A 23,047-nucleotide genomic window follows, 5' to 3' on the forward strand; every position below is an offset into this window, starting at 1 on the left:
ATCTTTTTAAACTTTCCTCATTAAGAATTTCCGGCTGATCTTTAAATTCTAGATGTACATTAACGGGAGCTAAACCTTCTTCTGTTAAAGGCTTATTTTCTTTTTTTGTGATGCTTAGCTCCTCGATAGGACTCGAATCTGAAATAAAAACCTGCTCTACATTTTTAGCAAATAAAACCCCGAAATTCGATTTGGTAGGCAAACCATATATTTCGGAATTCATGAAATTTCCCATTCTAATAAGGCAACCCGTTAATGCAACCACAATCACAATACGATCTACAACCTGAAGATAGTTTTGCCCCGGGCGGTTAACTTTTTTGGCGCTCATAGAAGTAGGAACACCTAATAGCCCCTTAATTATCCAGAAGAATTTAACTTTGATGTCATACTTAGTATAGAGCCAAAGGGCAAATAAAATTCCAAAAGCAGCACCATGACTCGCCAAACCACCTTCCCAAACTTTTAATATATCAATTGGGTTCGCCAGGTATTTATCAGGCTCGTAGAATAATACATGACCTAACCTGGCACCTAAAACTGTTGCAATAATCATGTAAATGGTTAATGTCTCTACATCTTTTTCAGGCTTACCTTCTTTGCGATACAGGTAAAACATGATTTGTTGACTTACTAAAAAGCCAAGCGCAAAGAGTAACCCATACCATCTGACAGGTCTATCAATAATTGGAATGGTGAAAAATTCTGGATCAACATTCCAGATAAGGTAGCTTAAAATTGACATGGCGCAAAAGTAAACAGTTCTTACTTTTATGCTTTAAAAGTAGCAGTTAATTGCTCATTAATTTTCAATTAAATAACGGCAAGTTCCTTTAATTCTTCTTCAAACCCTTTAGAAAGAATTGGAAAGCGACACCATGTTCTTGGATCTACATTAAAATCATCTAAATGAAAAGAGGGGGCAATTCTTTCCCTCTTCCATTGATTTCTGCTCCATAGTCTATAAAATTTCGAAATATGTTCTTTTAATAGTACTTCTGGCTCAAGTTTTCTGACTCTTAGATTGTTGTACACTTCCATTGGCGATTGATGGTTACGGATGGCCAATTTTTCTATTTCTACTATGATATGATAAGGCATAAGATCCGCCTCATCTGTTTGTGAATGTTCCAAAGGTCTCAGTTCTGCTGAAGGCGCCAATGAATTCACATACCTCAAAGATTTATAGCCTAAATGTTTTTCTGCCCATTGCAACCACTGAATAATAAAAAACTTATCCACCGCTGCAATGGGTGAAATGCTGCCACTGGTGTCACCATCCATGGTTGTATAGCCTACGTCCCCTTCGCTTCTGTTCGAAGTGGTGAGCAATAGGTTGTTCTTAATATTGGCCATCATCCAAATTATTGGTGAACGAGATCGAGCCTGAATATTTTGTAGTGCAATATCATCGGTTTCCCAATTTAATTTTCTACCCAAGGCTTTTTCAATTTTTGAAGTATAAGAATTTACTTCTTCATCAATCGTCCAGTGATAAAAACACGCACCTATTTCTTCAGCCAATTCTTTTGCTGAATTAAAGGTGTCGGAGCTGGAGTTTTTGGTGCCCTGATATGCACAACTCAGCAATTGGCTACAAATTTCTTTTACAATAGTGTGGTTGGACGTTGCAGTAATATTTAATTCCAGCCCTAACTTTCTTTTAAATTCTTCTATTCCTAGCTCATCAATTCCTCGCCTCACCATTTCTGAAACTAGGAGGGCAATAGTAGAAGAATCTGCACCACCACTTAATGAAAGAGTGAATCCTTTACTTTTACTTTTTCTTAGGTAATCAAACAGGGCAAGCGATGATGCCTGAACAAACTCTTCATTTTTATCTGATTTGGAGAGGCTACTATCAGGGAAATGACCTTTCTCTGGTTTAATATCTGAAAAAATAAGGTTAGTTTTTTTAAATGAAAGCAATGCATTGCGTTTCACGATACTTCCATATTGGGCGATCATCATTTCGCCATCGTAAATCATTCTTCCGGCTTCATTGCCTAAAAGGTTAGCATATACATACGTGCATTTAAATTCCTTAGAGCTGTTCATTACAAGCCTTTGCCTGTCTTCAGTCTTACCAAAAGCAAAATGGCTGGCGCTTGGATTGAGTATCATGTTAACCCCCCGCTCAACTAATCTGCAAGCAGGTCGATCTTCTCTCCAGGCGTCCTCACAGATTTCAAAACCAATTTTCCACTCTTTATAATCATAGGTTATATCACCAATAGGATATTCGGAACCGTTTAGTAACAGTTTTGAAATTTTTCCTACTTCCCAGGGAATAAACCACCTTGGCTCGTAGTGCACTCCATCGAGTGCCATATTTTGTTTAGCATAAAAGCCCTCAATTTTGCCATCATTAATGAGGCAGGCACAATTATAATTTCTACTTTCAAATTTAATAGGCAGCCCGATGGCCACTAACAGGCCAGTACATTCAGGAATAATCTTAAAAAGTTCATAAAGAGCTTTTTCGTATAGCCAATCACTTAAAAATAAATCTTCACAACCATAGCCGGTAATACATAATTCAGGTAAACAGAGCAATTCAAGCTTATTCTGCTTTGCTTCTCGGATAGCTGAAATTATATTTTGCGTGTTACCCCTCCAGTCTAAGGGTGTCTGATTAACTGTAGCTGTGCCTATTCTCATTCCTTCTCTATTAAACCTAGCAGCTGTAGTGTTTTTCTTGCTGCATCTTGCTCAGCCTTTTTCTTGCTAAAACCATAGCCTTGACCTTGCTTTTGTTCATTTATAGCTATTTCAGCCGTAAATTCTTTGTGCCTACCTTCTGTTTTTACATGTATAATTTCAAATTCAATAGAATGGTTCTCCTTTTGGGCCCACTCGATTAATTTACTTTTAAAATTAACGTCAGAATCAACTATATTCTGTAAATCATAGTAAGGGATAATCAGTTTTTCTATAATAAATGATTTACAATAACTGAATCCACGATCGAGGTATACTGCTCCCACTAATGCTTCTAACGTATCACCATAAAGTGACTTATGAGAAAGTTTGCTTGAATGGTTTTTATCGTATTGTATTATACTGTCTAATCCAATTCTCTTGCCTAAGGTATTTAATGACTCTCGATTGACAATCCTCGAACGTATCTCTGTTAAGAAACCTTCATCTTTAAAAGGGTATTTTTTAAAAAGAAAATCTGCAATGGCAGCTCCAAGAATGGCATCACCTAGGTACTCCAAACGCTCATTGGATTCTTTATGGCCACGATCATTAATATTTGCAATGGAAGAATGAAGTGTGGCTAGCCTGTAAAGATTTAAATTTAAAGGCTTACTACCTACAATAGTTTCTATTGCGGTAATAAGCCTTTTATCTGTAGTAGATTTTCTCTTAAATGTATTTAAAAAGCGCTTTGCAGCACGATACACTAGTCTTCCAGTTTACGGAAAATAATAGAAGTGTTATGACCACCAAAACCAAACGTATTACTTAGTGCAACTTTGATGTCTCTGGCCTGAGCTTTGTTAAAAGTAAGGTTCAGTTTGTTGTCTAGGTTGTCATCATCAGTAAAGTGGTTGATCGTTGGAGGCACAAGACTGTTTTCCATCGCTTTTATACACGCCACAGCTTCAATAGCACCTGCGGCACCTAGTAGGTGACCAGTCATTGATTTTGTAGAGCTTATATTCAGTTTATAAGCGTGGTCACCAAAAATTCGTTTGATTGCCAATGTCTCACTTACATCTCCTAATGGTGTAGATGTGCCGTGAACATTTATGTAATCAACATCTTCAGGTTTGATTTTAGCATCGGCTAGTGCATTCTTCATCACATTAGTTGCTCCTAATCCTTCAGGATGTGGTGCGGTAATATGATAAGCATCAGCCGACATTCCACCACCGATAAGTTCTGCGTAAATTTTGGCTCCTCTTGCTTTGGCATGTTCATACTCCTCTAAAATAAGAGCAGCAGCACCTTCACCTAATACAAAGCCATCTCGGTCTTTATCGAATGGTCTTGAGGCAGTTTCTGGTGAATCATTTCGCTCAGAAAGTGCTTTCATAGCATTAAAGCCACCTATTCCTGCTTCAGTAACAGCCGCCTCACTGCCGCCAGATATAGCTATGTCCATGTGTCCTAAGCGGATATAGTTCATAGCGTCTATCAGTGCATTGGTAGCAGAAGCACATGCAGAAACCGTCACAAAATTAGGCCCCCTGAATGCATATTTGATAGATATGTATCCGGCACTTATATCGGCAATCATCTTTGGTATAAAGAATGGATTAAACCTGGGAGTATTGTCGTTATTTGCATAACTCTTTACTTCCTCCTGGAAGGTCATTAAACCACCAATTCCCGATCCCCAAATTACACCGGCCCTATCATGATCTATTGATTCTAGATCAAGTTTAGAGTCTTGCATAGCCTCTTCAGCCACCACAAGGGCATATTGAGTGAAAGGGTCCATTTTTCGGGCTTCCTTTCTGTCGAAATGATCTTCAGCGTTGAAGTTTTTTACCTCGCAGGCAAACTTCGTCCTAAATTTTTCGGCATCAAATCTTGTGATAGGAGCAGCACCACTTACCCCATTTTTCAAACCATTCCAATAATCATTGGTATTGCTTCCAATGGGCGTAAGTGCACCAATTCCTGTAACTACTACTCTTCTCATAGAATAAGTTGAGTGAGGCTTATATTTAAATTATTTTACGTTTTCTTCTAAGTAAGAAATTGCTTGTCCTACAGTGGCAATGTTCTCAGCCTGATCATCAGGGATGGAAATGTTAAATTCCTTTTAAAACTCCATGATAAGTTCTACTGTATCCAATGAATCCGCTCCAAGATCGTTAGTGAAGCTTGCTTCAGGAGTAACCTCTGATTCTTCAACTCCTAACTTATCGATGATGATTGATTTAACTTTTTGTGCTATTTCAGACATGTGTTTAATGATTTAGTTAAAATATCTGCAAAGAAATACATTAATGGTTTAATGTCAAACAATTTTTTGAAAGTTATTGCCCTTCATTATTTAGCCAAGAATAGTTAAAAAAACTTAAAACTTCACTCTAATTTTGGGATAATTGATACTATGAAGAAGACGAAGCTAATTGTAGATTTTGAATATGACTTTGAGTTGTTGGGAATAACATCGTCAGCTAAGTTTCATAAACTATGTTGGTCGCTTAACAAAGGTTTGCATACTCATCTGGTAAAGATTGACGATCATGTGGCCCATGATAAGGCGGGCAAAGAGATGGTGATATTAAATGCCAAACATGAGGATGAGAGTTGTGAAATCTATCTTTATAAGAACAAATCACCTGAAAATGAAAGTCAGCTAATATTACCGGAAATGCCGCACTTCGATTATGTGCTAAAAATTATTGGGTGTTTTCAAACGTTTGCGTCAGAAGAAGTGCTAAAACAATTGCGTGATGTGAAATACATTGAATATATTGCCGGGATTTCAATGGACAAACTTAAATCTAGGGACAACTTTTTGCATTAATTATGAGAGAGGAAATACTTTTTAACAAGACAAAAGTAATAGCAACGGTAGGGCCGGCTTCTAATACAAAAGACAAGCTAAAAAAATTAATTGAAGCAGGGGTTGATATATTCAGGCTCAACTTTTCTCATGGCACTCATGAAGATCATGCAAAAGTGATAAAATACGTTCGCGAACTTAATGAGGAATTAGATACATGCATTTGCCTGCTGCAAGACTTACAAGGACCGAAGATAAGGGTAGGGGAAGTAGAGAAAGGCACTAAGATTAAAAAGGGGCAAAAATTAACTATTACCAACAAGGAAATGGTTGGCAATGCTTCGAAGGTTAGTACGGTTTATCAAAACCTGGTAAGTGATGTTGCTATCGGGGATATGATCCTGATAGATGACGGTAAAATTGAATTAAAGGTCATTGAGAAATCGGGTGAAGATGTAGTAACAGAGGTGGTATTTGGAGGTAAACTTAAATCAAGAAAGGGCATTAATTTACCTTTCACTAAAGTGTCGGCACCTGCATTAACAGAGAAGGATCTTAAAGATTTAGCGTTTGGTATTTCGCAAGAAGTAGATTGGATAGCACTTTCGTTTGTAAGATCTGAGAAAGATATCTTGGACCTGAGAAAAAGAATTAAAAAGGCAGGTAAGTCGTGCAGAATTATAGCAAAAATAGAAAAGCCCGAAGCTATAAAAAATATTGAAGCTATTGTGGAAGCAACAGATGCAATAATGGTGGCACGTGGCGATTTGGGTGTAGAAATATATATGGAAGAAGTTCCTATGGCACAAAAACGAATTGTACAAATGTGTAATAGAGCTGCAAAACCGGTGATTATTGCTACACAGATGATGGAAAGTATGATTGAAAACCCGCGCCCAACAAGAGCAGAAACCAACGATGTTGCCAATGCTGTGATGGATGGTGCTGATGCGCTTATGCTTTCTGCTGAAACTGCTGCAGGATTGTACCCGGTAGAGGTAATTAAAAGTATGGTAAAAACAATAACCAGCGTAGAAGCTCAGGCAGACCTTTATTTTAAGCACGGATTGCCGGATGAAGACGATGACCTTTTCTTAAATAATACATTGGTTTTAGCTTCGGCACGCCTGGCAAAGGCATCCCAGGCCAAAGCCATTGTAGGCATGACAGCTTCGGGTTACACAGCTTTTAAATTGGCATCCCACAGGCCAAAAGCAAATATTTTTATTTTTACAAGCAACAGACCACTCTTAAATACCATGAATCTGATTTGGGGTGTAAGAGGCTACTACTATGATAAAGAAGTCTCTACCGATGACACTTTCGCAGATATTGAAGAGATATTGAAGGAAAAAGGACATATTTCCAAAGGTGATGTATTTATTACCACCGCAAGTATGCCAATTCATGCAAGAGGTAGAACAAATACTGTAAAACTCAATGTGGTAGAATAATCACCATTTTAGCGGTTCAACCAGGATCACTTCTAATTCTTTATCTACTACAACTGCTCCTGGTGGGTCGCCTTTTCGTTTTCTAACATACTTTCTTGGCGTTAGAATCACCGGGCAGAGAGAATCTGTCTTACGTTTAGAAAAATAGGCGGCTAACTGCGCTGCTTTTTCTTTTACTTCAGTAGGTATATTTTTACCAGCTTGATGTTTTATTAGCACATGTGAACCTGAAACATCCTTCGCGTGAAGCCATAAATCATCTTTAAAACCTAGTTGAATTAATTTATCATTCGATTGGGCATTCTTTCCAACCCAAATTTTGAAGCCTATCCAGCTAAACTCTGTGTATGGCAGGTTTACCTTTGATTCTTTGATAGGCATACTTGTTGTTATGAAGTTTTTAAGTTCTTTAAAATCATTGGCTTTTTTTACTTCTTCAATTTCAAGCTCTAAATTGAGTGCCTGCTGTTCTTTTTGCTGAATGTTTTTTTCTAGTGTTCTAATTTCAACATCCTGATTCTTTGCTTTTCGATAGTACAACTCAGCATTTTTTTGCGGTGTTAACGTTCTTTTTAACTTGATTTTAACGGGCTGTCCGGTATAGAAATCAGTCAATTCAACTTCTGATTGTCCTTCTTTTAACGTATGCAAATTTGCCATAATCAAATCTCCAAATACTCTGTAGCTGGCATTGTTTCGGATCTCTATAAGCTTGCCTTGAGTTTTTTTAATGTATGATTCTGACTTTTTTAATAATGTCAACCGCTTGTTTATCTCCTGAGCTTTTGTTTTGTTAAAATGATAAGTTGAGACGTATGTGCAGAAGAAGTGATTTAATGCTTCTATTGCATCTGTAAATTTTTTGCCGTTCTCTAGTGGAATGAGTGAAAGCTCGTGAATAGTCACATAAAAACCAGGCTGCTCTAACTCCTGTAATAACTCTTGCAATTTGTTCCATTGATCGTCTATGTTATTTAAATAGGCAATTGATCTTTCATAATACTGCTGTAGGCTTTTGTTAAACGTTGGAAACAGCGATTTATAATTACCATTTAATTCCTTAAACCGGCTATAACTTTGATCAATTTCTCGATGAAGCTTATCTGGAATAATGTTATAATCGTTCTCAAGTCTATTTATAAAGAGCTTTTCTACTTTATTATTTTGAGCTAATAGAATGTTGGAGCGGTTACCATGTAGTTTAAAAATCAGGACAAACCCTGATTGTAAGGTTAGGTTAAATGCACGTTCATTCTTATATAATTGAACTTTCTTTATTATGTCATTTTCAATCTCACCAAATAAGTTCACGCTGTTTTTTCTTGCCCTATGAAACTCATCTGGGAATGATACACAACAAAATGAAGGGGTGAAATGAGCTTTGATGAAAATTGGATGATCATCTTTTGTTATTTCGATTATCAATTCATCTTTATTCTGTGAAAAAAGCTCAATGATTACACCTCCCACCAGTTTATTGGCAAGCGCATTTGTGAGATGTTTTAAAAAATAATAATTGTTGTGCACTAAAGATTGATAGTTAATCCATCATGTGCAATGATAACATTTTCGGGAAGCTCTTTCTCAATATCTCCATGTAAACCAAGTTTATGACTTATGTGTGTAAAATAGGTTGTGTTAGCACCCAATTCATCTGCCATTTCTATTGCCTCTTCTAAATTGAAATGGGAAATATGCTTTTTTTTCTGAAGTGCATTGATTACCACTATTTTAGAGCCTTTAATTTTCTTTTTCTCTTCTTCAGATATATAGTTTGCGTCAGTAATGTAGGTGAAGTCATTAACCCTAAACCCAAGTACAGGCAGTTTATAGTGCATAACTTCAATTGGAATGAATTTAATACCTTCAATAAGAAATGGTTGATCTTTTGAAATTTCATTGGTACCTATTTGAGGTACACCAGGATATGCTTTATGATTAAAAACATAACTAAACTCCATTTTTAATTGGTCTAACACTCTTTCATGAGCATAAATGGGCATTTCTTTATTTTGCAGAAAATTATAGGACCTTACATCATCCATGCCGGCAGTATGGTCTTTATGTTCGTGCGTAAAGATTACAGCATCCAACCTTTTAATCTTTTCTCTCAGCATTTGTTGCCTAAAGTCTGGCCCGGTATCTATCACGAAGCTTTTTTTATTCACTTCTATATGAACGGATGTTCTGAGTCTTTTATTCCTAAAATCAAGAGACTGGCAAACATCACATTCGCATCCAATAACAGGGACGCCTTGAGAAGTACCGGTGCCAAGAAATGTTATTTTCAAAGCTCTAATTTTGTTTGAGCAAGTTCGTAATAAAGTTTTTGGTTCTTCTCGCTAAGCCTGGACTTATCTACTTCAATAGATTTAAGAATATCTAGCAAACAGTTTATTTTACCATCAGTAGCAAAATACTTATTTACAATTATAATTTTGGTGTCTTTAAGAATACACCACCCTGAATTGAAGTTTCCTCTTTCGTAACGTAAAATATAGTCTGTTTCAGCGAGAAGATCTTCGAGTTTATTTAAAAAATGCTTAGAGTATTTTACACTCATTTATGCATACTTTTTTACGGCTTTTACCAAGGCGTCATAGTCCAGAGGTTTGATCAAATAGTCATTGATCCCTACCTCGTCAAAATCTGTTTTAGAGTAGTTTTTGTAATTACCTGAAATGGCAATTATTGGAGTTGAGGCCTTCTTTTTGTCAGAAAGCTGCCTTATTTTCTTTGCTAAATCCATACCACTTACTTCGGGTAAAATGATGTCTAACACGATAACATCGAAGTCGTTATTTTCAATTTCGCCCATCACTTTAGCACCAGTTTTAACACCCACCAAATCATAGCCCTGGCCGTTAAATATTTTTTTGGATAATGTTTGTATTACCGGGCTATCGTCTGCTAATAAAATTTTCTTTGCCATTACAAAATAAAAATTAGAACTGTTTGATTGCGATTTTAAATTCGGAATATAGATTTTGCAATTCCTTTAAGTTACTGTCAAAAATATGATAATTTTTCTTTTTAACTTCTTCCTCCATGAATTCTGCCCAAAAGGCTATTTTTTGCACCCCTAGCGTACCAGCGTTGCCTTTGAGTGTATGCAATATAACCAAAATATCTTCAAAATTGTTGCCCGCATACGCCTCTTGCAAACTTGCAATTTGAAATTTACATTCTGTGTTAAATTCATTCAGTGTTTCTTTCACCATTTCTTTGCCGCCAAATTTCATCAAATTTTCAAGGGTGTTAAAATCCAATGTGTTAAGTGAGGATTTTAGCAGCTTCCTTTTTGATTTTCTTTCAGTAGGTGGATCCTCATCGATCCATTTTTTTACTGTATAAATCAGCGATTCTGGTAAGATGGGTTTGGAAATATAATCGTCCATTCCTGACGAAAGGTACTTTTCGCGATCACCTTTCATGGAATAGGCCGTCATCGCAATAATAGGCGTGTGCTTGTTCAGATCAATTTTTCTTATTCTCCTTGAAGTTTCCACACCATCCAGATCAGGCATTTGAATATCCATAAAAATCAAATCAAACTTTTCGGCTTGCGCTGACTTAACTGCCTTTTTACCGCTATTCATTGAGGTTACCTTACACCCTGACTTTCTGAGTATTTCTGAGGCTATTTGAAGATTCACACTGTTATCATCAACTACAAGTATATTTGATTGTGCTGAAAGGGAAATGTCCTCGGTAAGCTCACTAATATCAGCAGAAGCCGATATCTCGATCGAATCAAATGTAAACCAAAAGTTAGATCCCTTTGGCTCATTACTTTCTATACCAATATCTCCACCCATTAATTCGGTAAGTTTCTTCGAAATGTAAAGTCCCAGGCCAGTGCCTTTGTAGGATTTACTTGTAGAACTATCAAGCTGGGAAAAGCTTTTGAACAAGTGCTTTCTGTTTGATTCATCGATACCAATTCCGTTATCTGAAACCTGACCAATTAATTTTAGTCCTCCGCTCTTTTTTACTTTCATTACAGCTAGGCTCACATCTATTGAACCTTTTTCTGACGTAAATTTGATGGCGTTGGAAATGAGATTGGAAAAGATTTGCATCAGCTTAATCTCATCGGCCAATATGTTCTCAGGAATTCGGGTATCCAGCTTAAAACTAAGATTTATTCCATTTCGCTCAGCTTCGTAATGGTAAAGGGTTTTAAGCTTCCCGAAGAATTTTTGCGTGTTTACCACAGAATTTCTCAATTCCATTTTTCCAGCCTCAATTTTAGAAAGATCTAAAAGGTCATTAAGCACACCCATTAATATATCGGCTGAACTCTTAAGCGATTTAAACCTGTCAAGGTTTTCATCATTCAGATTTTGCTCATCAATCAGGTTGATCATACCGATAATACCATTAAGGGGAGTTTTTATTTCATGACTCATATTAGCCAGAAACCGTTCTTTAATTTTTAAAGATTTTTCGGCAACCTCTTTGGAATACTGTAGCTCTTCATTAGTCTTTTTTAATTCAGTGATATCCCTCGCAACTCCTTCTATATAATGGGGTTTACCTTTGTGGGTAATTATTCGGATGTTACAAATACAAGGTATTACTTTACCAGATTTATGAATTATTCCGGTTTCAAAGTTTCTAACACTACCATTGGCAACCAGATTTCTTAAAAGTGACTTGATTTTTATGTTATAGATATAGTAGTTGGTTGCGTTTTTACCAATCATCTTCTCTTCATCATAGCCCAAAATATCCTTCACTGATGGACTGAGCATTGTTATATTCCCCTTGAAATTGGTTCTGAAATATAAATCTTGAAAAGACTCAAAGATATTTCTGAATTTTTCTTCGCTGTTTTTTAGCTTTTTTCTAGACTCGGTTTTTTCCGTAATATCATAGGCAACACCTGAGATAGCTAAAATTTCAATATCGTTATCATATACGGGATTGAGAAATACTTCCTTCCACTCATTTCCTTTCTCAGTTTTTATTTGTATTTCCAGATTAACACGCTCGCCTTTTAGAATTTGTTTGTATTTTTTCTTCCAAAAAGCCTCGGCATTTGAGGATCTTAGCTTACCATTTCTTTCATAATATATCTTACTAGACTTATTGGCGGGTAAGAAATAATGAAAGTAATTTTGATTAAAAGAGACTAGCTGGCCATCAATATCAACAGTCCATACAATTAAATTACCACTTTCGAGTATCGCAGTAGAAAAGGCCGTGCGCTGTTTTTCTTCAATTAAAGCCTCCTCCAGTTTTCTTATCTGTTGTTTTAGTTCCTGTTCAGTATGATTCATCCAACTAATATCTACCCAAATCTAAATTATGCCTTTGACATTATCGAAATTTAAATTCTTATTTGCTCATGCCCATAGATTTAAGGTATTTAATTTGTGTTTTTGGACCAACTGCCATTGGTAAAACCGCACTTTCAATTGAGTTGGCCAGATGGTTGAAGACTGAAATAATTTCTTTTGATTCCAGGCAGTTCTACAAAGAAATGTCTATCGGAACAGCTAAACCTACATCTTCTGAACTTACACAAATCAAACATCATTTTATAGATAGCCATTCAATTGAAGAAGAATTTTCAGCGGGAGAATTTGAAAAAAGGGCATTAGAGCTCAGCAATGAGTTATTTAAACACCACCAATGCATTATTATGACTGGTGGGTCTGGATTATACTTAAAGGCTGTGACTGATGGATTACCAGACATGCCCGTTATAAGTGAAGGAATACGCGAGGATATTAAAAATACACTTGACAAAGAAGGGTTGAAGCCACTTTTGGAGGAGCTAAAGGTATCTGACCCTGATTATTATAATATTGTTGATAAAGACAACCCTCAAAGAGTGGTAAGGGCGATAGAAGTGTTTCGCGCTACTGGTAATCCCATTACCTATTACAGGCAGCAGAATGTGGCAGAAAGACCTTTTGAAATCATAAAAATCGGGTTGGATATGGAACGAGAAAAGTTGTATGAGCGAATTAATGTAAGGGTAGATAAAATGATAGAGGAAGGGTTACTGGATGAGGTAAGCTCATTACAAACCCATCGTGCTAAGCAAGCGTTACAAACAGTAGGCTACAAGGAGGTTTTTGCTTTTTTAGATGGTGAGTATGAGTTGGCTACAGCCGTTGAATTAATTAAGCGAAATACAAGAAGATACGCCAAAAGGCAGCTAACCTGGTTTAGAAAAGAAGAAGGTGTTGCATGGTTTAACCCTGATGATATTGATGGGATAAAATCATATTTGAAATCGAGAATCAACAACTAAGAAATTATTTTTTCGTCTATTTGGTTATAGGTAATTATCTTTAAGGTATCATGAATAAGAAAGTAGTAGCAGGTATAATTGTTTTCATAGGGCTAAGCTTAACATCATTTAAAGCAGATGACACTGTTGATGTTCAATGGCTCTCTTTTGAAGAAGCAGTTGAGAAGTTAAAAACAGAGAAGAAAAAAGTTTTTGTCGATGTGTATACCGATTGGTGCTGCTGGTGTAAAGTAATGGATAAAAACACCTTTAGTCAGCCAATAATTGCCAAATACCTCAATGAAAATTTTCATCCAGTAAAGTTAGATGCAGAACAAACAGAAGACATTACTTTTAATGGAGTAACCTACAAGTTCGTACCTAGCGGAAGAAAGGGGTATCACCAACTGGCTGCTGCTCTTTTACAAAATAAGTTAAGCTATCCACAGTTTGTGATTTTAAATGAGAAGATGGAGATTATTAACATTACAGCAGGCTATCAAAAGCCCGAGCCATTCCATAAGATTATCTCTTTTTATAATGAGGATAGCTACGTATCCAAAGAAGAGGCGGCCAAATTTGAAGAGGAATATAAATCTCCATTTTCTGAATAATTAGCGCATTTTTGGCATAGAAAGGTTGAATTTAATAGCAACTACTCTAATCGTAAAAATCACAGAAATTGTTAGTATGTAGTTTAAATCTGTATTCACACCTAACTCAGAAAGAATAAAGAAAAAAAGAGCGCCAGTGAGGCATGCCGTGGCGTATATTTCCTTCCTGAAAATTAAAGGAATCTCATTGCATAATAAGTCGCGTATTACTCCGCCCACTACAGCTGAAACCATTCCCATAGCCATAGCCAATCCAGGATTTAAACCATATTCCAATGCTTTTTCCATTCCGCTAATGGTAAACAAAGCAATACCAACGCTATCAAAAATGAAAATGGTTCTTTTCATATTAATGATATATTTTTTGAAAACAATGGTTATTGGTACTGCTGAAATAATGGCAATAGGATAGTGGATATTGACAATCCATGCTACTGGTGTAGCACCGAGTAGTAGGTCCCTAACCGTGCCGCCACCAACGGCAGTAACGCAGGCTATCACTGTAGCGCCAAAAATATCCATATCTTTTTTGGCTGCCAGCCGAAGCCCACTTATGGCAAAAACGAGTGTTCCAATTAAATCAAGTGCGTATAATAAATTCACTCAGCTAATTAATGCTGAATTCTGAGAATAAAAAATAAAAGAACATGATATTTCTCCATTCTTCATCTTGCTGGAATTCGAAGCGCTTATCATCATACCTTTTTTCTATAGCTATTCGTTTATGATTAACATACTCTAATATGTTCATTCCGTCATTCGGGTCTTTAAATTCCAGGTATAGAGAAAGGCGATTATTTGGTCCTATAATGTTTGCGAATTCCCTAAAATTGCTTTGAACAACCTGACGCAGAAAATCACCTTGTTCAAATTCAACTGTTTCAGTACAGTAACACTGTTCGGCAAATTTCTTATGCCATGCTAATGATTTGATTGGCTGATCTTCTGATTTGAACTCTGTGCCAGTAGCTCGTAGTATTAAACGCTCGAGTGGGGTAGGGGCTGATTCAGAATCCGCTGGCGGATTTCTGGAATAATGACACAAAGCAGTAATAAAATCTTCAGATAAGGTACCCTCAGTTTCATAAATTGTAAGCTCCTGAGCATACAAATTTGAAAACATTAGCAGATTAGATAATAGTATGAATAGTAGCCTCTGAATCATTACCGAATAATAACAACAATAGAAAAATGATAATAATTACGATATATACCAGCTTCTTTTTTTCATGAACAAACATGTGCCGTATTCCAGATGTGCTGTAATATTTTCTATAATTATCCATAAGGCTGTTAAAATCCCTATAGCTGTGAATAACATCTAGCGAAGGGGTTTCATGGTCTATTTTGACTTTGATACGTGACATTAGTGTTCGTATTTAATTTTTTCTGACAACTTCCTTAACTTCTTTAAAATGCGATAAGTCTTCACTTTTGCATTTACTTCGCTCGTTCCAAGTAGGTATCCAATTTCTTTAAAAGAAAGGTTTTCAAAGAATCTTAGTTCAATAAACTGTATATCATCTTCGTTTAATTGCTCCAAAAGCACAGGAACCAGCACGTGCGGGTCAATTCGAGGTTCTGAATAATCTATTTCATTAACCAACTCGTTTAGGTGGCTACTTTCTATGCTTACAGACCTGGTAAAATGTGCTTCTTTTCTGAAAAATAAATTCACCTCATTAATAGTAATTTTGTAAAGCCAGGATGAGAACGGAACACCAATAAATTTAAACCGACCTATATTTTTAATACACTTTAAAAAAACCCGCGAAGTTATTTCAGCGGTGATATCCAGATTATCTACACGTTTGTTAACGAATAGAAAGATTTGATCATAATATTTGATATAAAGGCGCGCAAAGTGTTCAGGGTTTTTTTGAGACTTCTGAATAATTTCAAGTTCCTGAGTTATTTCTTCTTTGCTCAAATGGTATTCACTTTTTGGCAATGATTGCGCAAATAGCAGATGCTTAAGATAGAATGATTGTATTAATGAATAAAAATGATGGACATAGCAATAGAAGATATGGGCATTTGAGTATGTGTATTTACTACTAACAATCATTGAACTAGAATTTAAAAATATCCGACCAGCGGCTGTCCATTTCCGTGGCCGGATATTACCGCCTTTATCAATGTCTCACGAACATTGTTTAAAAATGAAGTACCTGTATAATGCAAGACTTATAAAAAGGTACACATTTTATCTCAATTTTTATTTGGGTCATTAATGGCTAACTTTGCGACCCTTGAAAAACAAGGAATTTTAAAGAACAAAAAGTAAAAATTATGTCTGAAGCAAAAAAAGGGGACAAAGTAAAAGTACATTACACAGGTAAATTAAACGATGGATCAGTATTTGATTCTTCTGTTGAAAGAGAGCCCCTTGAATTTGAATTGGGAGCGGGAATGATGATTGCAGGTTTTGACAAAGCAGTGCATGGGATGAAAATAGGTGATAAGAAAACAGCAGAAATACCATCAGAACAAGCATATGGCGAAAGAAGTGATGATATGATTGTTTCTGTACCAAAAACACAGTTACCACCTGATCTTAGCCCTTCTGTTGGACAACAACTAAGTATGCAGCAACCAAGTGGGCAAGCCATTCCTGTGGTTGTTACTTCTATTGACGAAGAGAATATTGAATTGGATGCAAATCATCCATTGGCTGGCAAAGATTTGACATTTGAAATTGAACTTGTAGAAATAGTATAAGTAGAATTAAAAGCAACAAAAAAGGCCTCTGCACTGCAGGGGCCTTTTTTGTTGCTTAATTTTTTTACGCCAATTGCGCATCTAATTTTTGCGCAAGAACACCTTTTGGAACAGCGCCAACTTGCTTGTCTACGATTTCACCGCCTTTGAAAACAAGAAGAGTAGGGATACTTCTAATCCCGAATTTTACAGGAATATTCGGGTTCTCATCTACATTCATTTTTCCGATAACGGCTTTGCCATCATATTCTCCAGCTAATTCTTCAACCACTGGTCCTATCATTTTACAAGGTCCGCACCATTCAGCCCAAAAATCAACTAATACTGGTTTATCGCTATTGACGATTTCGTCAAAATTTGAATCTGTAATTTCAATTGCTTTGCTCATTATATTTTATTTATAAATTGAAAATTCTTTTACCTGCCAAAACGCAAATGTATACAATTTTGGTTCTCTGATGCCAGTACAATCTATATAATTAATATCAATTGTCTCATAGAAGATAGTTATGTCTATCAACGAGTTAGCTATATAAACTGATTTTCTGTTGTGTAGATTTGTAATCAATTAAGTTCTCATGATGCCATTGAACTTCATTTTAAGAATTGAGTATATATTCTGCTGTGCTACCTTGTATTAACACTGTTGAATTTAATTTTATCTACAAAATTGAATTTAATGTAACCTTATTATCTACATTTACGAATAATATGTAAACTGCGATTAAATGAAAGGAACAAACCTCGGAGAATTTGAAGAATTAGTCATGCTGGCAATTGGTGTGCTTCATCCAGAAGCGTATGGTGTATCAATTAAGGATGAAATTTCTGTTAGATCAGGAAGGAATGTAACGCTTAGTGCTGTACATGCCTCCCTTCATAGGCTTGAAGAGAAAGGCTTTTTAGAAAGTGAGTTTGGCGAAGCCTCCAATAAAAGAGGAGGGAAGAGGAAAAAGTATTTCTTTATCACAGCTTATGGTGCTAAGGCACTGGAGGAAGTAAAAGAACTACGAGAACAACTTTGGGCGGATATGAATAAGGTAGCCTTAAATAATAGCTAATGTCAAGCTTGAAGCACATAAACCCACCAAGTCTTCCACAGCGATTTCTTCAATGGTTCTGTAAACCAGAATTATTGGAAATGATTGAAGGCGACCTGGAAGAGGAGTTTTATAACAAAGCTGAACACAGTTCTGTAAAGGCTAAATGGTTTTATACCATTGAAGTGCTACGTTTTTTCAGGCCTTTTGCTATTAAAAAAATCTTTAAAAATAAATCAGGAACCATGGGAATAAATGCAAACTATTTGAAGGTAGCGGTGAGAGGATTTAAAAATGATAAAACCAACATGGTCTTAAGTCTGGTCGGGTTAGTGGTAGCCTTGGCTTGTGCTATGGTAATCTACACCATTGTAGATTATCAACTTAGTTTTGACACTTTCCATACAAAGGCCGATCGAATTTATAGAATCAATTATGATGAAACTAAAAACCCACGCAGCGATAGGGTTTTGCCAACAGTTGGTCCGCCATTAGGCCCGGCCATTAAAGAATTTTTTCCAGAGGTGGAAGAAGCTGTGCGCTTCAGATATACACCAAACCAAATTGTAACCTATGGTGACAATACATTTTATGAGGATAAGATCTTTTATGCTGATCCCTCACTATTAACTGCATTTTCTTACCCACTGGCAAAAGGGAATCCTAATCGTGCACTCGAAAAAAAGAATAACATTATTCTAACGTCAGAGGTAGCAAAAAAATATTTCGGTGATGACGACCCTATAGGTAAAAATCTGGAAGTTGGTGAAGAACTGCTGGTTGTTTCAGGGGTTTTTGAACCTTTGCCTTCTAATACTCATTTTCCATTTGATTTCATCAGACCCTTTGATGCGTTTGAAGTACCATATGGTTATCCTGTTACACTAGATGATTGGGGCTGGATTTCTTTTCATACGTATGTTTTATTGAAGGAAGGCACAGACTATAAAGCACTTGAGGCTAAAATTCCGGATTTTGCAAAAACTCATTTTGAAGAAGAAAGGCTTAATAATTTTGATTACAAGTTTCAACCGCTTAGTGAGATTTACTTTAGCAATGTATATGATGAAGTAAATGTAAAAGGAAATTATGCATACGTTTATGCCCTCTCATGTGTAGGTATATTACTGCTCGTTTTAGCGGCCTTTAATTTTACGAATATATCAACAGCTAAGTCGTTAACACGAGCGTTGGAGACAGGTGTTAGAAAGGCTCTGGGTTCATCAAGAAATGCACTTTGGTGGAGGTATTTACTTGAGCCTCTTATTCTAACTCTTTTTTCAGTGGCAGTTAGTTTACTTATACTTCCATATTTGTTAGAACAAGCACAGGCTAATTTGGGTGTTGAGTATATTTTAACTACAAATCTGTTCATTGAAATAGCCATCATATTCATCCTTTTAGGCATATTTATCGGCCTGGTTTCGGGCATTTACCCGGCATTTGTCATGTCCTCATTCAACCCTTCATCTGTGTTGAAGGGCTCCTTAAAAACGGGCCAGAAAGGATCACTTTTAAGAACTACATTAGTAACTATTCAATTTGCTATTACTTCGGCTCTACTTATCGGAAGCTTCATTATATCTGGTCAAATAAATTTTATGCTCAATAAAGATTTGGGTTTTGATAAAGATGAACTGGCTGTTTTACAAATGCCTGGTGAAGTATTGCAGCGGTATTTTGAGCCTCTTAAAACCAAATTAATGCAAAACCCTAATGTTTCAGGGGTTACTATGGCAGGTGGTCGTTTAGATGGAGATACTGGCAGTGGACCAATAACGGTGGAAGGTATTGAAGAGTCTGTGCCTATGGCCATTAATGCTATTGGTGATGATTTTTTCAAAATTATTGGTGTAAAAGTGCTTGCCGGAAAGGAATTTACTAGTACCAATGCCTATGATAGTGCACATGGTGTAATCATCAATGAAAGTGCTGCCAAAGTTTTTGAATGGACGCCAGAGGAAGCTATCGGCAAGCAAATTACTGTTAGCGGCCAGCGTGAGGGACGCGTGATGGGAGTAGTGGAGAATTTTCACTTTACTTCGCTGCATGATGAAATACAACCCTTTGTTTTGATTTATCCACATACAAGGCTTAGAAATATTTACATGCGTATAGAGGCAGGGAATCTGCATGATGTAATCGTTTCCATAGAAAAAGATTGGAAGGAGGTTGTGCCCGATGTTCCGTTTGATTTGATCATGCTCAATGATCACTTACAATCGCTGTATAAAAATGACATGCAGTTTGCAGGCATGGTCAAGTTCTTTTCATGGGTAACAATAATAGTAGCCATTGTTGGTCTGTATGGTTTGATCACCCTCATTTGTAAGTACCGAATGAAAGAAGTAGGAATAAGAAAGGTACTTGGCGCTTCTGTAGGGTCATTGATTTATACCCTTTCAAAATCATTTACGCTATTTATAATTATTGCCAACATTATTACCTGGCCAATTGTCTATTATTTTGCTGATGCATGGATCGATTCATTTGCCTATCAGATATCTATCGAGCCTATCTACTTTGTAATGGGATTACTAATTACGCTCATGATAGCTGGTATTACATTATCGATACAATCAGGGAAGGCTGCTTTGGTTAATCCGGTAAAAACCCTTCGACAAGAATAATTAGTTTTCTGGCGCAAGTATTTAACTGTTTGGTCATCTAACTACTTAGATTAATGTTTAAACATTTAGTTTGGAGCAGAATCAAACATTATCAGACTTAAACAGTTAAACATTTGTATGAAGCAATTCATTTTTTTGACGATTTTATGCGTCCTTTCTTTTTCTACGAGTGCACAGACTAATTCTAACTTTGAAATAACAGGAACAGTAATAGATGGCTCCACTAATGACGGCCTTGAGTTTTCTACTGTAAGCCTGCTAAATGCTGCAGATAGTTCTTTAGTAGATGGAGGAATTACTGATGTTAACGGTTTTTTCAGACTTACTCCTAAGCCTGGTAATTATCTTTTAAAGGCGCAGTTCATATCCTACACGACCAGATTTATCTCCATAAAATTGGAAAGGAACAATCCTAAAATTAATCTGGGTAAGATCGTTTTAAACCCGGATACGGAAACACTGGATGAGGTGGTAGTTACAAGCGCTAAAGATCAGATGCAGTTGGAGCTGGACAAGCGTGTTTTTAACGTAAGTGAAAACCTTGCCAACATAGGGGCGAATGCTTCGGAAATTTTGGAACAGATTCCTAGCGTGGCAGTAGATGTAGAAGGAAATGTGAGTTTAAGAGGAAGTAACAATGTGCGTATTCTCGTTGATGGAAAGCCTTCTGGATTAGTAGGACTGAATAATCAAGATGGGTTGAGGCAATTGCAAGGAGATTTGATAGAGCGTATTGAAGTTGTTACCAACCCATCTGCGAGATACGAGGCTGAAGGTTCAGCAGGGATTATAAATATCATATTAAAGAAAGATAAGAAAAGAGGCTTCAATGGATCATTCACGGCCAATGCAGGCTACCCGTACAACTATGGGTTTTCAGGTAACGTGAATTATCGCACAGGAAGGTTCAATCTTTTTAGTAGCTATGGATTAGGTTACAGAGAAAACCCGGGAGGGGGTTTTACGGATCGTATATCGTATGGTGAAGATACAATTGCCACATTTATTGATAACGATCGGGTTAGAACGGGCCTGGCACATAATATTCGGGTTGGAACGGACTTTTATTTCAACGACAACAATATTCTTACGGCATCTGGATTAGTACGTATCTCAGATGAAGAAAATACAACTGATATCACATATTTCGATAGAAATGTGAATGGTCAATTAATCGGTAATATTTTTCGTGAAGATTTTGAAAAGGAAGACGATGACAATATCGAATATGACTTAGCCTACAAAAAAATATTTAAAGAAGAAGGGCACGAATTAAATGCGCAATTTCAGTTTCGAGATAATGCTGAAACAGAACAAAATTCAATTAGTGAAGCCGATTTGTTGCTTGATGGACCATTAGAAGAATACCAACGAGTATTAAATGTTCAAAACGACAGAAATATATTGATGCAGATAGATTATGTCTATCCGATCTCAAAAACTAAAAAATTTGAAGCGGGCTATCGTGGGACTATCAGAGAAATTTCGAGTGATTATATTGTTGAGCAGCGCGACTCGCTTGGAAACTTTGTTCCAATTGAAGAAGTGTTTGAAGGGTTAAATCTTAGTAATAAATTCATCTATGAGGAAGATGTGCATGCCACCTATGCCATATTTGAAAATAAAATGGACAGATGGGGCTATCAATTAGGATTAAGGTTGGAGCAGACTTACATTACTTTGTTTCAACGTGAAGGTAATTTAGAGGATACCAAAGAATATCTCAATGCCTTTCCAAGTGCTTTTGTGTCCTACAAATTGAGTAAAATAAGAACATTACAAGCGAGCTACAGTCGCAGGCTGAGCAGGCCGAGGTTTTGGTATTTAAACCCATTTTCATCGTTTACCGATCCAAGGAATATTAGAAGAGGTAACACGGATTTAGATCCAAGTTACACTGACTCTTATGAAGTTGGATTATTAAATAATCTGGAGAAGGCCTCTATTTACTTTGGTGGGTATTATAGATATACTACGGGTACTATAGAGCGGATTGATGTAGCAGGGATTTTTGCCAACCAGCCGGCAACGATATCTACACCTTACAATATTGGAACAGAAGATGCTTTTGGTATCGAAGCTAACTTTAGTTACGATCCGGTTCGTTGGTTTAATGTAAATGGTAATGCCAATATCTACCAGGCATCTACAGATGGTTCTTTCGAAGGACAAGAATTATCAAGGGAAGCCCTTACAGCGAACTTCAGGTTGAATACACGCATCAAGTTGGGAGATGTAAATGTACAGGTGAGTGGAAATTACAGAGCACCGGAAAACACAGTGCAAGGTAGTCGCAAGAGCTTCTATACAATGGATTTAGGTGCGAATATGGAAGTGTTAAAAGGCAAGGGTACATTGACTCTTAGTGTGAATGATGTCTTCAATACACGCATTTGGAGGGGTAACCTTGTAACTCCAACCTTAGTAGAAGAAAGTGAATTCCAGTGGCGATACCGCCAAACACGACTGTCATTTAGCTATCGCATAAATCAGAAAAAACAGCGCGAAGGAAGAGGCGATGGCGATTATGAAGGTGGTGATGAGTTTTAATATCTGATTAGCTATCATGCCATTAAAGCAGCTTATTAAATCCTGAAGAAATATTGAAGGTGTAATAGTAATCTATAATTTAAATGTCATTCTTGACGAAGAAGAATCTTACTAGGTAGTCAAATCAACATAGCCTTAGTAATATCCTTCGTTCCCTCAGGACGGCTCTCTTTTGAGAGATGGTTACTTAATCTCATAATTACTTCCATTATTTATTGTACAAAAACACAACTAATAAATTTTATGTACGTTTGTACAACAAATATAGTTGCGCATGAAATGACAAACAATAGGTGAGCGTGAGGAGCTTGTTTTCCT

22 protein-coding genes and 1 pseudogene are annotated in these 23,047 nt (G+C 36.5%); 8 read left to right on the top strand and 15 right to left on the bottom strand.

The features are described 5' to 3' along the window. The 5 genes and pseudogenes from RLO81_RS04330 to RLO81_RS04350 all read right to left on the bottom strand — a co-directional run. Positions 1–745: prolipoprotein diacylglyceryl transferase (locus tag RLO81_RS04330; protein ID WP_350107754.1), on the bottom strand; the 745-nt coding region annotated here is incomplete at its 3' end. A gap of 68 nt (positions 746–813) precedes the next feature. Next, on the bottom strand, positions 814–2,661 hold the full coding sequence (nadE, locus tag RLO81_RS04335; protein WP_350107757.1) for an NAD(+) synthase: 1,848 nt from the start codon (positions 2,659–2,661) through the stop codon (positions 814–816). Continuing rightward, positions 2,658–3,410: a ribonuclease III gene (rnc, locus tag RLO81_RS04340; protein WP_350107760.1), complete on the bottom strand. Its 753-nt coding sequence runs from the start codon at positions 3,408–3,410 to the stop codon at positions 2,658–2,660. The genes nadE and rnc overlap by 4 nt, the downstream gene beginning before the upstream one ends. Next, positions 3,410–4,657 (bottom strand): beta-ketoacyl-ACP synthase II, encoded by a 1,248-nt coding sequence (fabF, locus tag RLO81_RS04345; RefSeq protein ID WP_350107763.1) that lies wholly within the window; start codon positions 4,655–4,657, stop codon positions 3,410–3,412. The genes rnc and fabF overlap by 1 nt, the downstream gene beginning before the upstream one ends. Before the next feature lie 30 nt (positions 4,658–4,687). Beyond that, positions 4,688–4,924, bottom strand: a pseudogene (locus RLO81_RS04350) (acyl carrier protein). 150 nt (positions 4,925–5,074) lie between these two features. Here RLO81_RS04350 and RLO81_RS04355 point away from each other — a divergent pair. Together RLO81_RS04355 and pyk are read left to right on the top strand one after the other, a co-directional pair. Continuing rightward, entirely contained in the window at positions 5,075–5,494 is a 420-nt protein-coding gene (locus RLO81_RS04355) for an IPExxxVDY family protein (RefSeq protein WP_350107766.1), read from the top strand. 2 nt (positions 5,495–5,496) lie between these two features. Next, entirely contained in the window at positions 5,497–6,927 is a 1,431-nt protein-coding gene (pyk, locus tag RLO81_RS04360; protein ID WP_350107769.1) for a pyruvate kinase, read from the top strand. Here the strand turns inward: pyk and RLO81_RS04365 are convergent, their stop codons facing one another. From RLO81_RS04365 to RLO81_RS04385, 5 genes are read right to left on the bottom strand one after another with little or no spacing between them, the layout of a single operon-like run. Continuing rightward, entirely contained in the window at positions 6,928–8,454 is a 1,527-nt protein-coding gene (locus RLO81_RS04365) for an NFACT RNA binding domain-containing protein (protein ID WP_350107772.1), read from the bottom strand. It lies immediately after the preceding gene. Next, complete coding sequence (locus RLO81_RS04370; RefSeq protein WP_350107775.1) at positions 8,454–9,218, bottom strand: MBL fold metallo-hydrolase; 765 nt, start codon at positions 9,216–9,218, stop codon at positions 8,454–8,456. The genes RLO81_RS04365 and RLO81_RS04370 overlap by 1 nt, the downstream gene beginning before the upstream one ends. After that, positions 9,215–9,490: a hypothetical protein gene (locus RLO81_RS04375; RefSeq protein ID WP_350107778.1), complete on the bottom strand. Its 276-nt coding sequence runs from the start codon at positions 9,488–9,490 to the stop codon at positions 9,215–9,217. The genes RLO81_RS04370 and RLO81_RS04375 overlap by 4 nt, the downstream gene beginning before the upstream one ends. Beyond that, positions 9,491–9,859 carry a response regulator gene (locus tag RLO81_RS04380; protein WP_205721452.1) on the bottom strand — a complete coding sequence of 123 codons (369 nt, stop codon included), beginning with the start codon at positions 9,857–9,859 and terminating at the stop codon, positions 9,491–9,493. Between the two features lie 13 nt (positions 9,860–9,872). Next, positions 9,873–12,212 carry a hybrid sensor histidine kinase/response regulator gene (locus RLO81_RS04385; protein WP_350107781.1) on the bottom strand — a complete coding sequence of 780 codons (2,340 nt, stop codon included), beginning with the start codon at positions 12,210–12,212 and terminating at the stop codon, positions 9,873–9,875. 68 nt (positions 12,213–12,280) lie between these two features. On the opposite strand from RLO81_RS04385, the gene miaA reads away from it, so the two are divergent. Then, a complete protein-coding gene (miaA, locus tag RLO81_RS04390; protein WP_350107784.1) occupies positions 12,281–13,195 on the top strand; it encodes a tRNA (adenosine(37)-N6)-dimethylallyltransferase MiaA in 915 nt (304 codons plus the stop codon). Positions 13,196–13,245: 50 nt separating this feature from the next. Further along, positions 13,246–13,788, top strand: a complete 543-nt coding sequence (locus tag RLO81_RS04395; RefSeq protein WP_350107787.1) for a thioredoxin family protein — start codon at positions 13,246–13,248, stop codon at positions 13,786–13,788. Here the strand turns inward: RLO81_RS04395 and RLO81_RS04400 are convergent, their stop codons facing one another. From RLO81_RS04400 to RLO81_RS04415, 4 genes are read right to left on the bottom strand one after another with little or no spacing between them, the layout of a single operon-like run. After that, positions 13,789–14,391 (bottom strand): trimeric intracellular cation channel family protein, encoded by a 603-nt coding sequence (locus tag RLO81_RS04400; protein WP_350107790.1) that lies wholly within the window; start codon positions 14,389–14,391, stop codon positions 13,789–13,791. 4 nt (positions 14,392–14,395) lie between these two features. Continuing rightward, on the bottom strand, positions 14,396–14,911 hold the full coding sequence (locus RLO81_RS04405) for a hypothetical protein (protein WP_350107793.1): 516 nt from the start codon (positions 14,909–14,911) through the stop codon (positions 14,396–14,398). A 7-nt stretch (positions 14,912–14,918) separates the two neighbouring features. Beyond that, positions 14,919–15,155 (bottom strand): hypothetical protein, encoded by a 237-nt coding sequence (locus RLO81_RS04410; RefSeq protein WP_350107795.1) that lies wholly within the window; start codon positions 15,153–15,155, stop codon positions 14,919–14,921. Beyond that, a complete protein-coding gene (locus RLO81_RS04415) occupies positions 15,155–15,856 on the bottom strand; it encodes an RNA polymerase sigma factor (RefSeq protein WP_350107797.1) in 702 nt (233 codons plus the stop codon). The genes RLO81_RS04410 and RLO81_RS04415 overlap by 1 nt, the downstream gene beginning before the upstream one ends. A 224-nt stretch (positions 15,857–16,080) precedes the next feature. Here RLO81_RS04415 and RLO81_RS04420 point away from each other — a divergent pair, with 224 nt between their 5' ends. Continuing rightward, positions 16,081–16,509 (top strand): FKBP-type peptidyl-prolyl cis-trans isomerase, encoded by a 429-nt coding sequence (locus RLO81_RS04420; protein WP_350107800.1) that lies wholly within the window; start codon positions 16,081–16,083, stop codon positions 16,507–16,509. 64 nt (positions 16,510–16,573) lie between these two features. On the opposite strand, the gene trxA is transcribed toward RLO81_RS04420, so the two are convergent. Continuing rightward, on the bottom strand, positions 16,574–16,897 hold the full coding sequence (gene trxA, locus RLO81_RS04425) for a thioredoxin (RefSeq protein ID WP_205721443.1): 324 nt from the start codon (positions 16,895–16,897) through the stop codon (positions 16,574–16,576). 340 nt (positions 16,898–17,237) lie between these two features. Here trxA and RLO81_RS04430 point away from each other — a divergent pair, with 340 nt between their 5' ends. The 3 genes from RLO81_RS04430 (at position 17,238) to RLO81_RS04440 (ending at position 22,729) form a co-directional block, all read left to right on the top strand. After that, positions 17,238–17,570 (top strand): PadR family transcriptional regulator, encoded by a 333-nt coding sequence (locus tag RLO81_RS04430; protein ID WP_350107802.1) that lies wholly within the window; start codon positions 17,238–17,240, stop codon positions 17,568–17,570. Then, a complete protein-coding gene (locus RLO81_RS04435; RefSeq protein ID WP_350107805.1) occupies positions 17,570–20,179 on the top strand; it encodes an ABC transporter permease in 2,610 nt (869 codons plus the stop codon). The genes RLO81_RS04430 and RLO81_RS04435 overlap by 1 nt, the downstream gene beginning before the upstream one ends. A 117-nt stretch (positions 20,180–20,296) precedes the next feature. Beyond that, the gene (locus RLO81_RS04440; RefSeq protein WP_350107808.1) at positions 20,297–22,729 is read left to right on the top strand and encodes a TonB-dependent receptor; all 2,433 of its coding nucleotides are present in this window, start codon (positions 20,297–20,299) and stop codon (positions 22,727–22,729) included. Positions 22,730–23,047 lie beyond the last annotated feature (318 nt).

It is taken from the genome of Fulvivirga sp., assembly GCF_040220315.1.
Classification (GTDB): Bacteria; Bacteroidota; Bacteroidia; order Cytophagales; family Cyclobacteriaceae; genus Fulvivirga.

What these genes read in the sequence shown, in the direction of transcription:
- nadE (WP_350107757.1), bottom strand. Translation starts at nt 2,661, where the DNA reads ATGAGAATAGGCACAGCTACAGTTAATCAGACACCCTTAGACTGGAGG.
- fabF (WP_350107763.1), bottom strand. Translation starts at nt 4,657, where the DNA reads ATGAGAAGAGTAGTAGTTACAGGAATTGGTGCACTTACGCCCATTGGA.
- RLO81_RS04355 (WP_350107766.1), top strand. Translation starts at nt 5,075, where the DNA reads ATGAAGAAGACGAAGCTAATTGTAGATTTTGAATATGACTTTGAGTTG.
- pyk (WP_350107769.1), top strand. Translation starts at nt 5,497, where the DNA reads ATGAGAGAGGAAATACTTTTTAACAAGACAAAAGTAATAGCAACGGTA.
- RLO81_RS04375 (WP_350107778.1), bottom strand. Translation starts at nt 9,490, where the DNA reads ATGAGTGTAAAATACTCTAAGCATTTTTTAAATAAACTCGAAGATCTT.
- RLO81_RS04380 (WP_205721452.1), bottom strand. Translation starts at nt 9,859, where the DNA reads ATGGCAAAGAAAATTTTATTAGCAGACGATAGCCCGGTAATACAAACA.
- RLO81_RS04385 (WP_350107781.1), bottom strand. Translation starts at nt 12,212, where the DNA reads ATGAATCATACTGAACAGGAACTAAAACAACAGATAAGAAAACTGGAG.
- miaA (WP_350107784.1), top strand. Translation starts at nt 12,281, where the DNA reads ATGCCCATAGATTTAAGGTATTTAATTTGTGTTTTTGGACCAACTGCC.
- RLO81_RS04395 (WP_350107787.1), top strand. Translation starts at nt 13,246, where the DNA reads ATGAATAAGAAAGTAGTAGCAGGTATAATTGTTTTCATAGGGCTAAGC.
- RLO81_RS04405 (WP_350107793.1), bottom strand. Translation starts at nt 14,911, where the DNA reads ATGTTTTCAAATTTGTATGCTCAGGAGCTTACAATTTATGAAACTGAG.
- RLO81_RS04410 (WP_350107795.1), bottom strand. Translation starts at nt 15,155, where the DNA reads ATGTCACGTATCAAAGTCAAAATAGACCATGAAACCCCTTCGCTAGAT.
- RLO81_RS04415 (WP_350107797.1), bottom strand. Translation starts at nt 15,856, where the DNA reads ATGATTGTTAGTAGTAAATACACATACTCAAATGCCCATATCTTCTAT.
- RLO81_RS04420 (WP_350107800.1), top strand. Translation starts at nt 16,081, where the DNA reads ATGTCTGAAGCAAAAAAAGGGGACAAAGTAAAAGTACATTACACAGGT.
- trxA (WP_205721443.1), bottom strand. Translation starts at nt 16,897, where the DNA reads ATGAGCAAAGCAATTGAAATTACAGATTCAAATTTTGACGAAATCGTC.
- RLO81_RS04430 (WP_350107802.1), top strand. Translation starts at nt 17,238, where the DNA reads ATGAAAGGAACAAACCTCGGAGAATTTGAAGAATTAGTCATGCTGGCA.
- RLO81_RS04435 (WP_350107805.1), top strand. Translation starts at nt 17,570, where the DNA reads ATGTCAAGCTTGAAGCACATAAACCCACCAAGTCTTCCACAGCGATTT.
- RLO81_RS04440 (WP_350107808.1), top strand. Translation starts at nt 20,297, where the DNA reads ATGAAGCAATTCATTTTTTTGACGATTTTATGCGTCCTTTCTTTTTCT.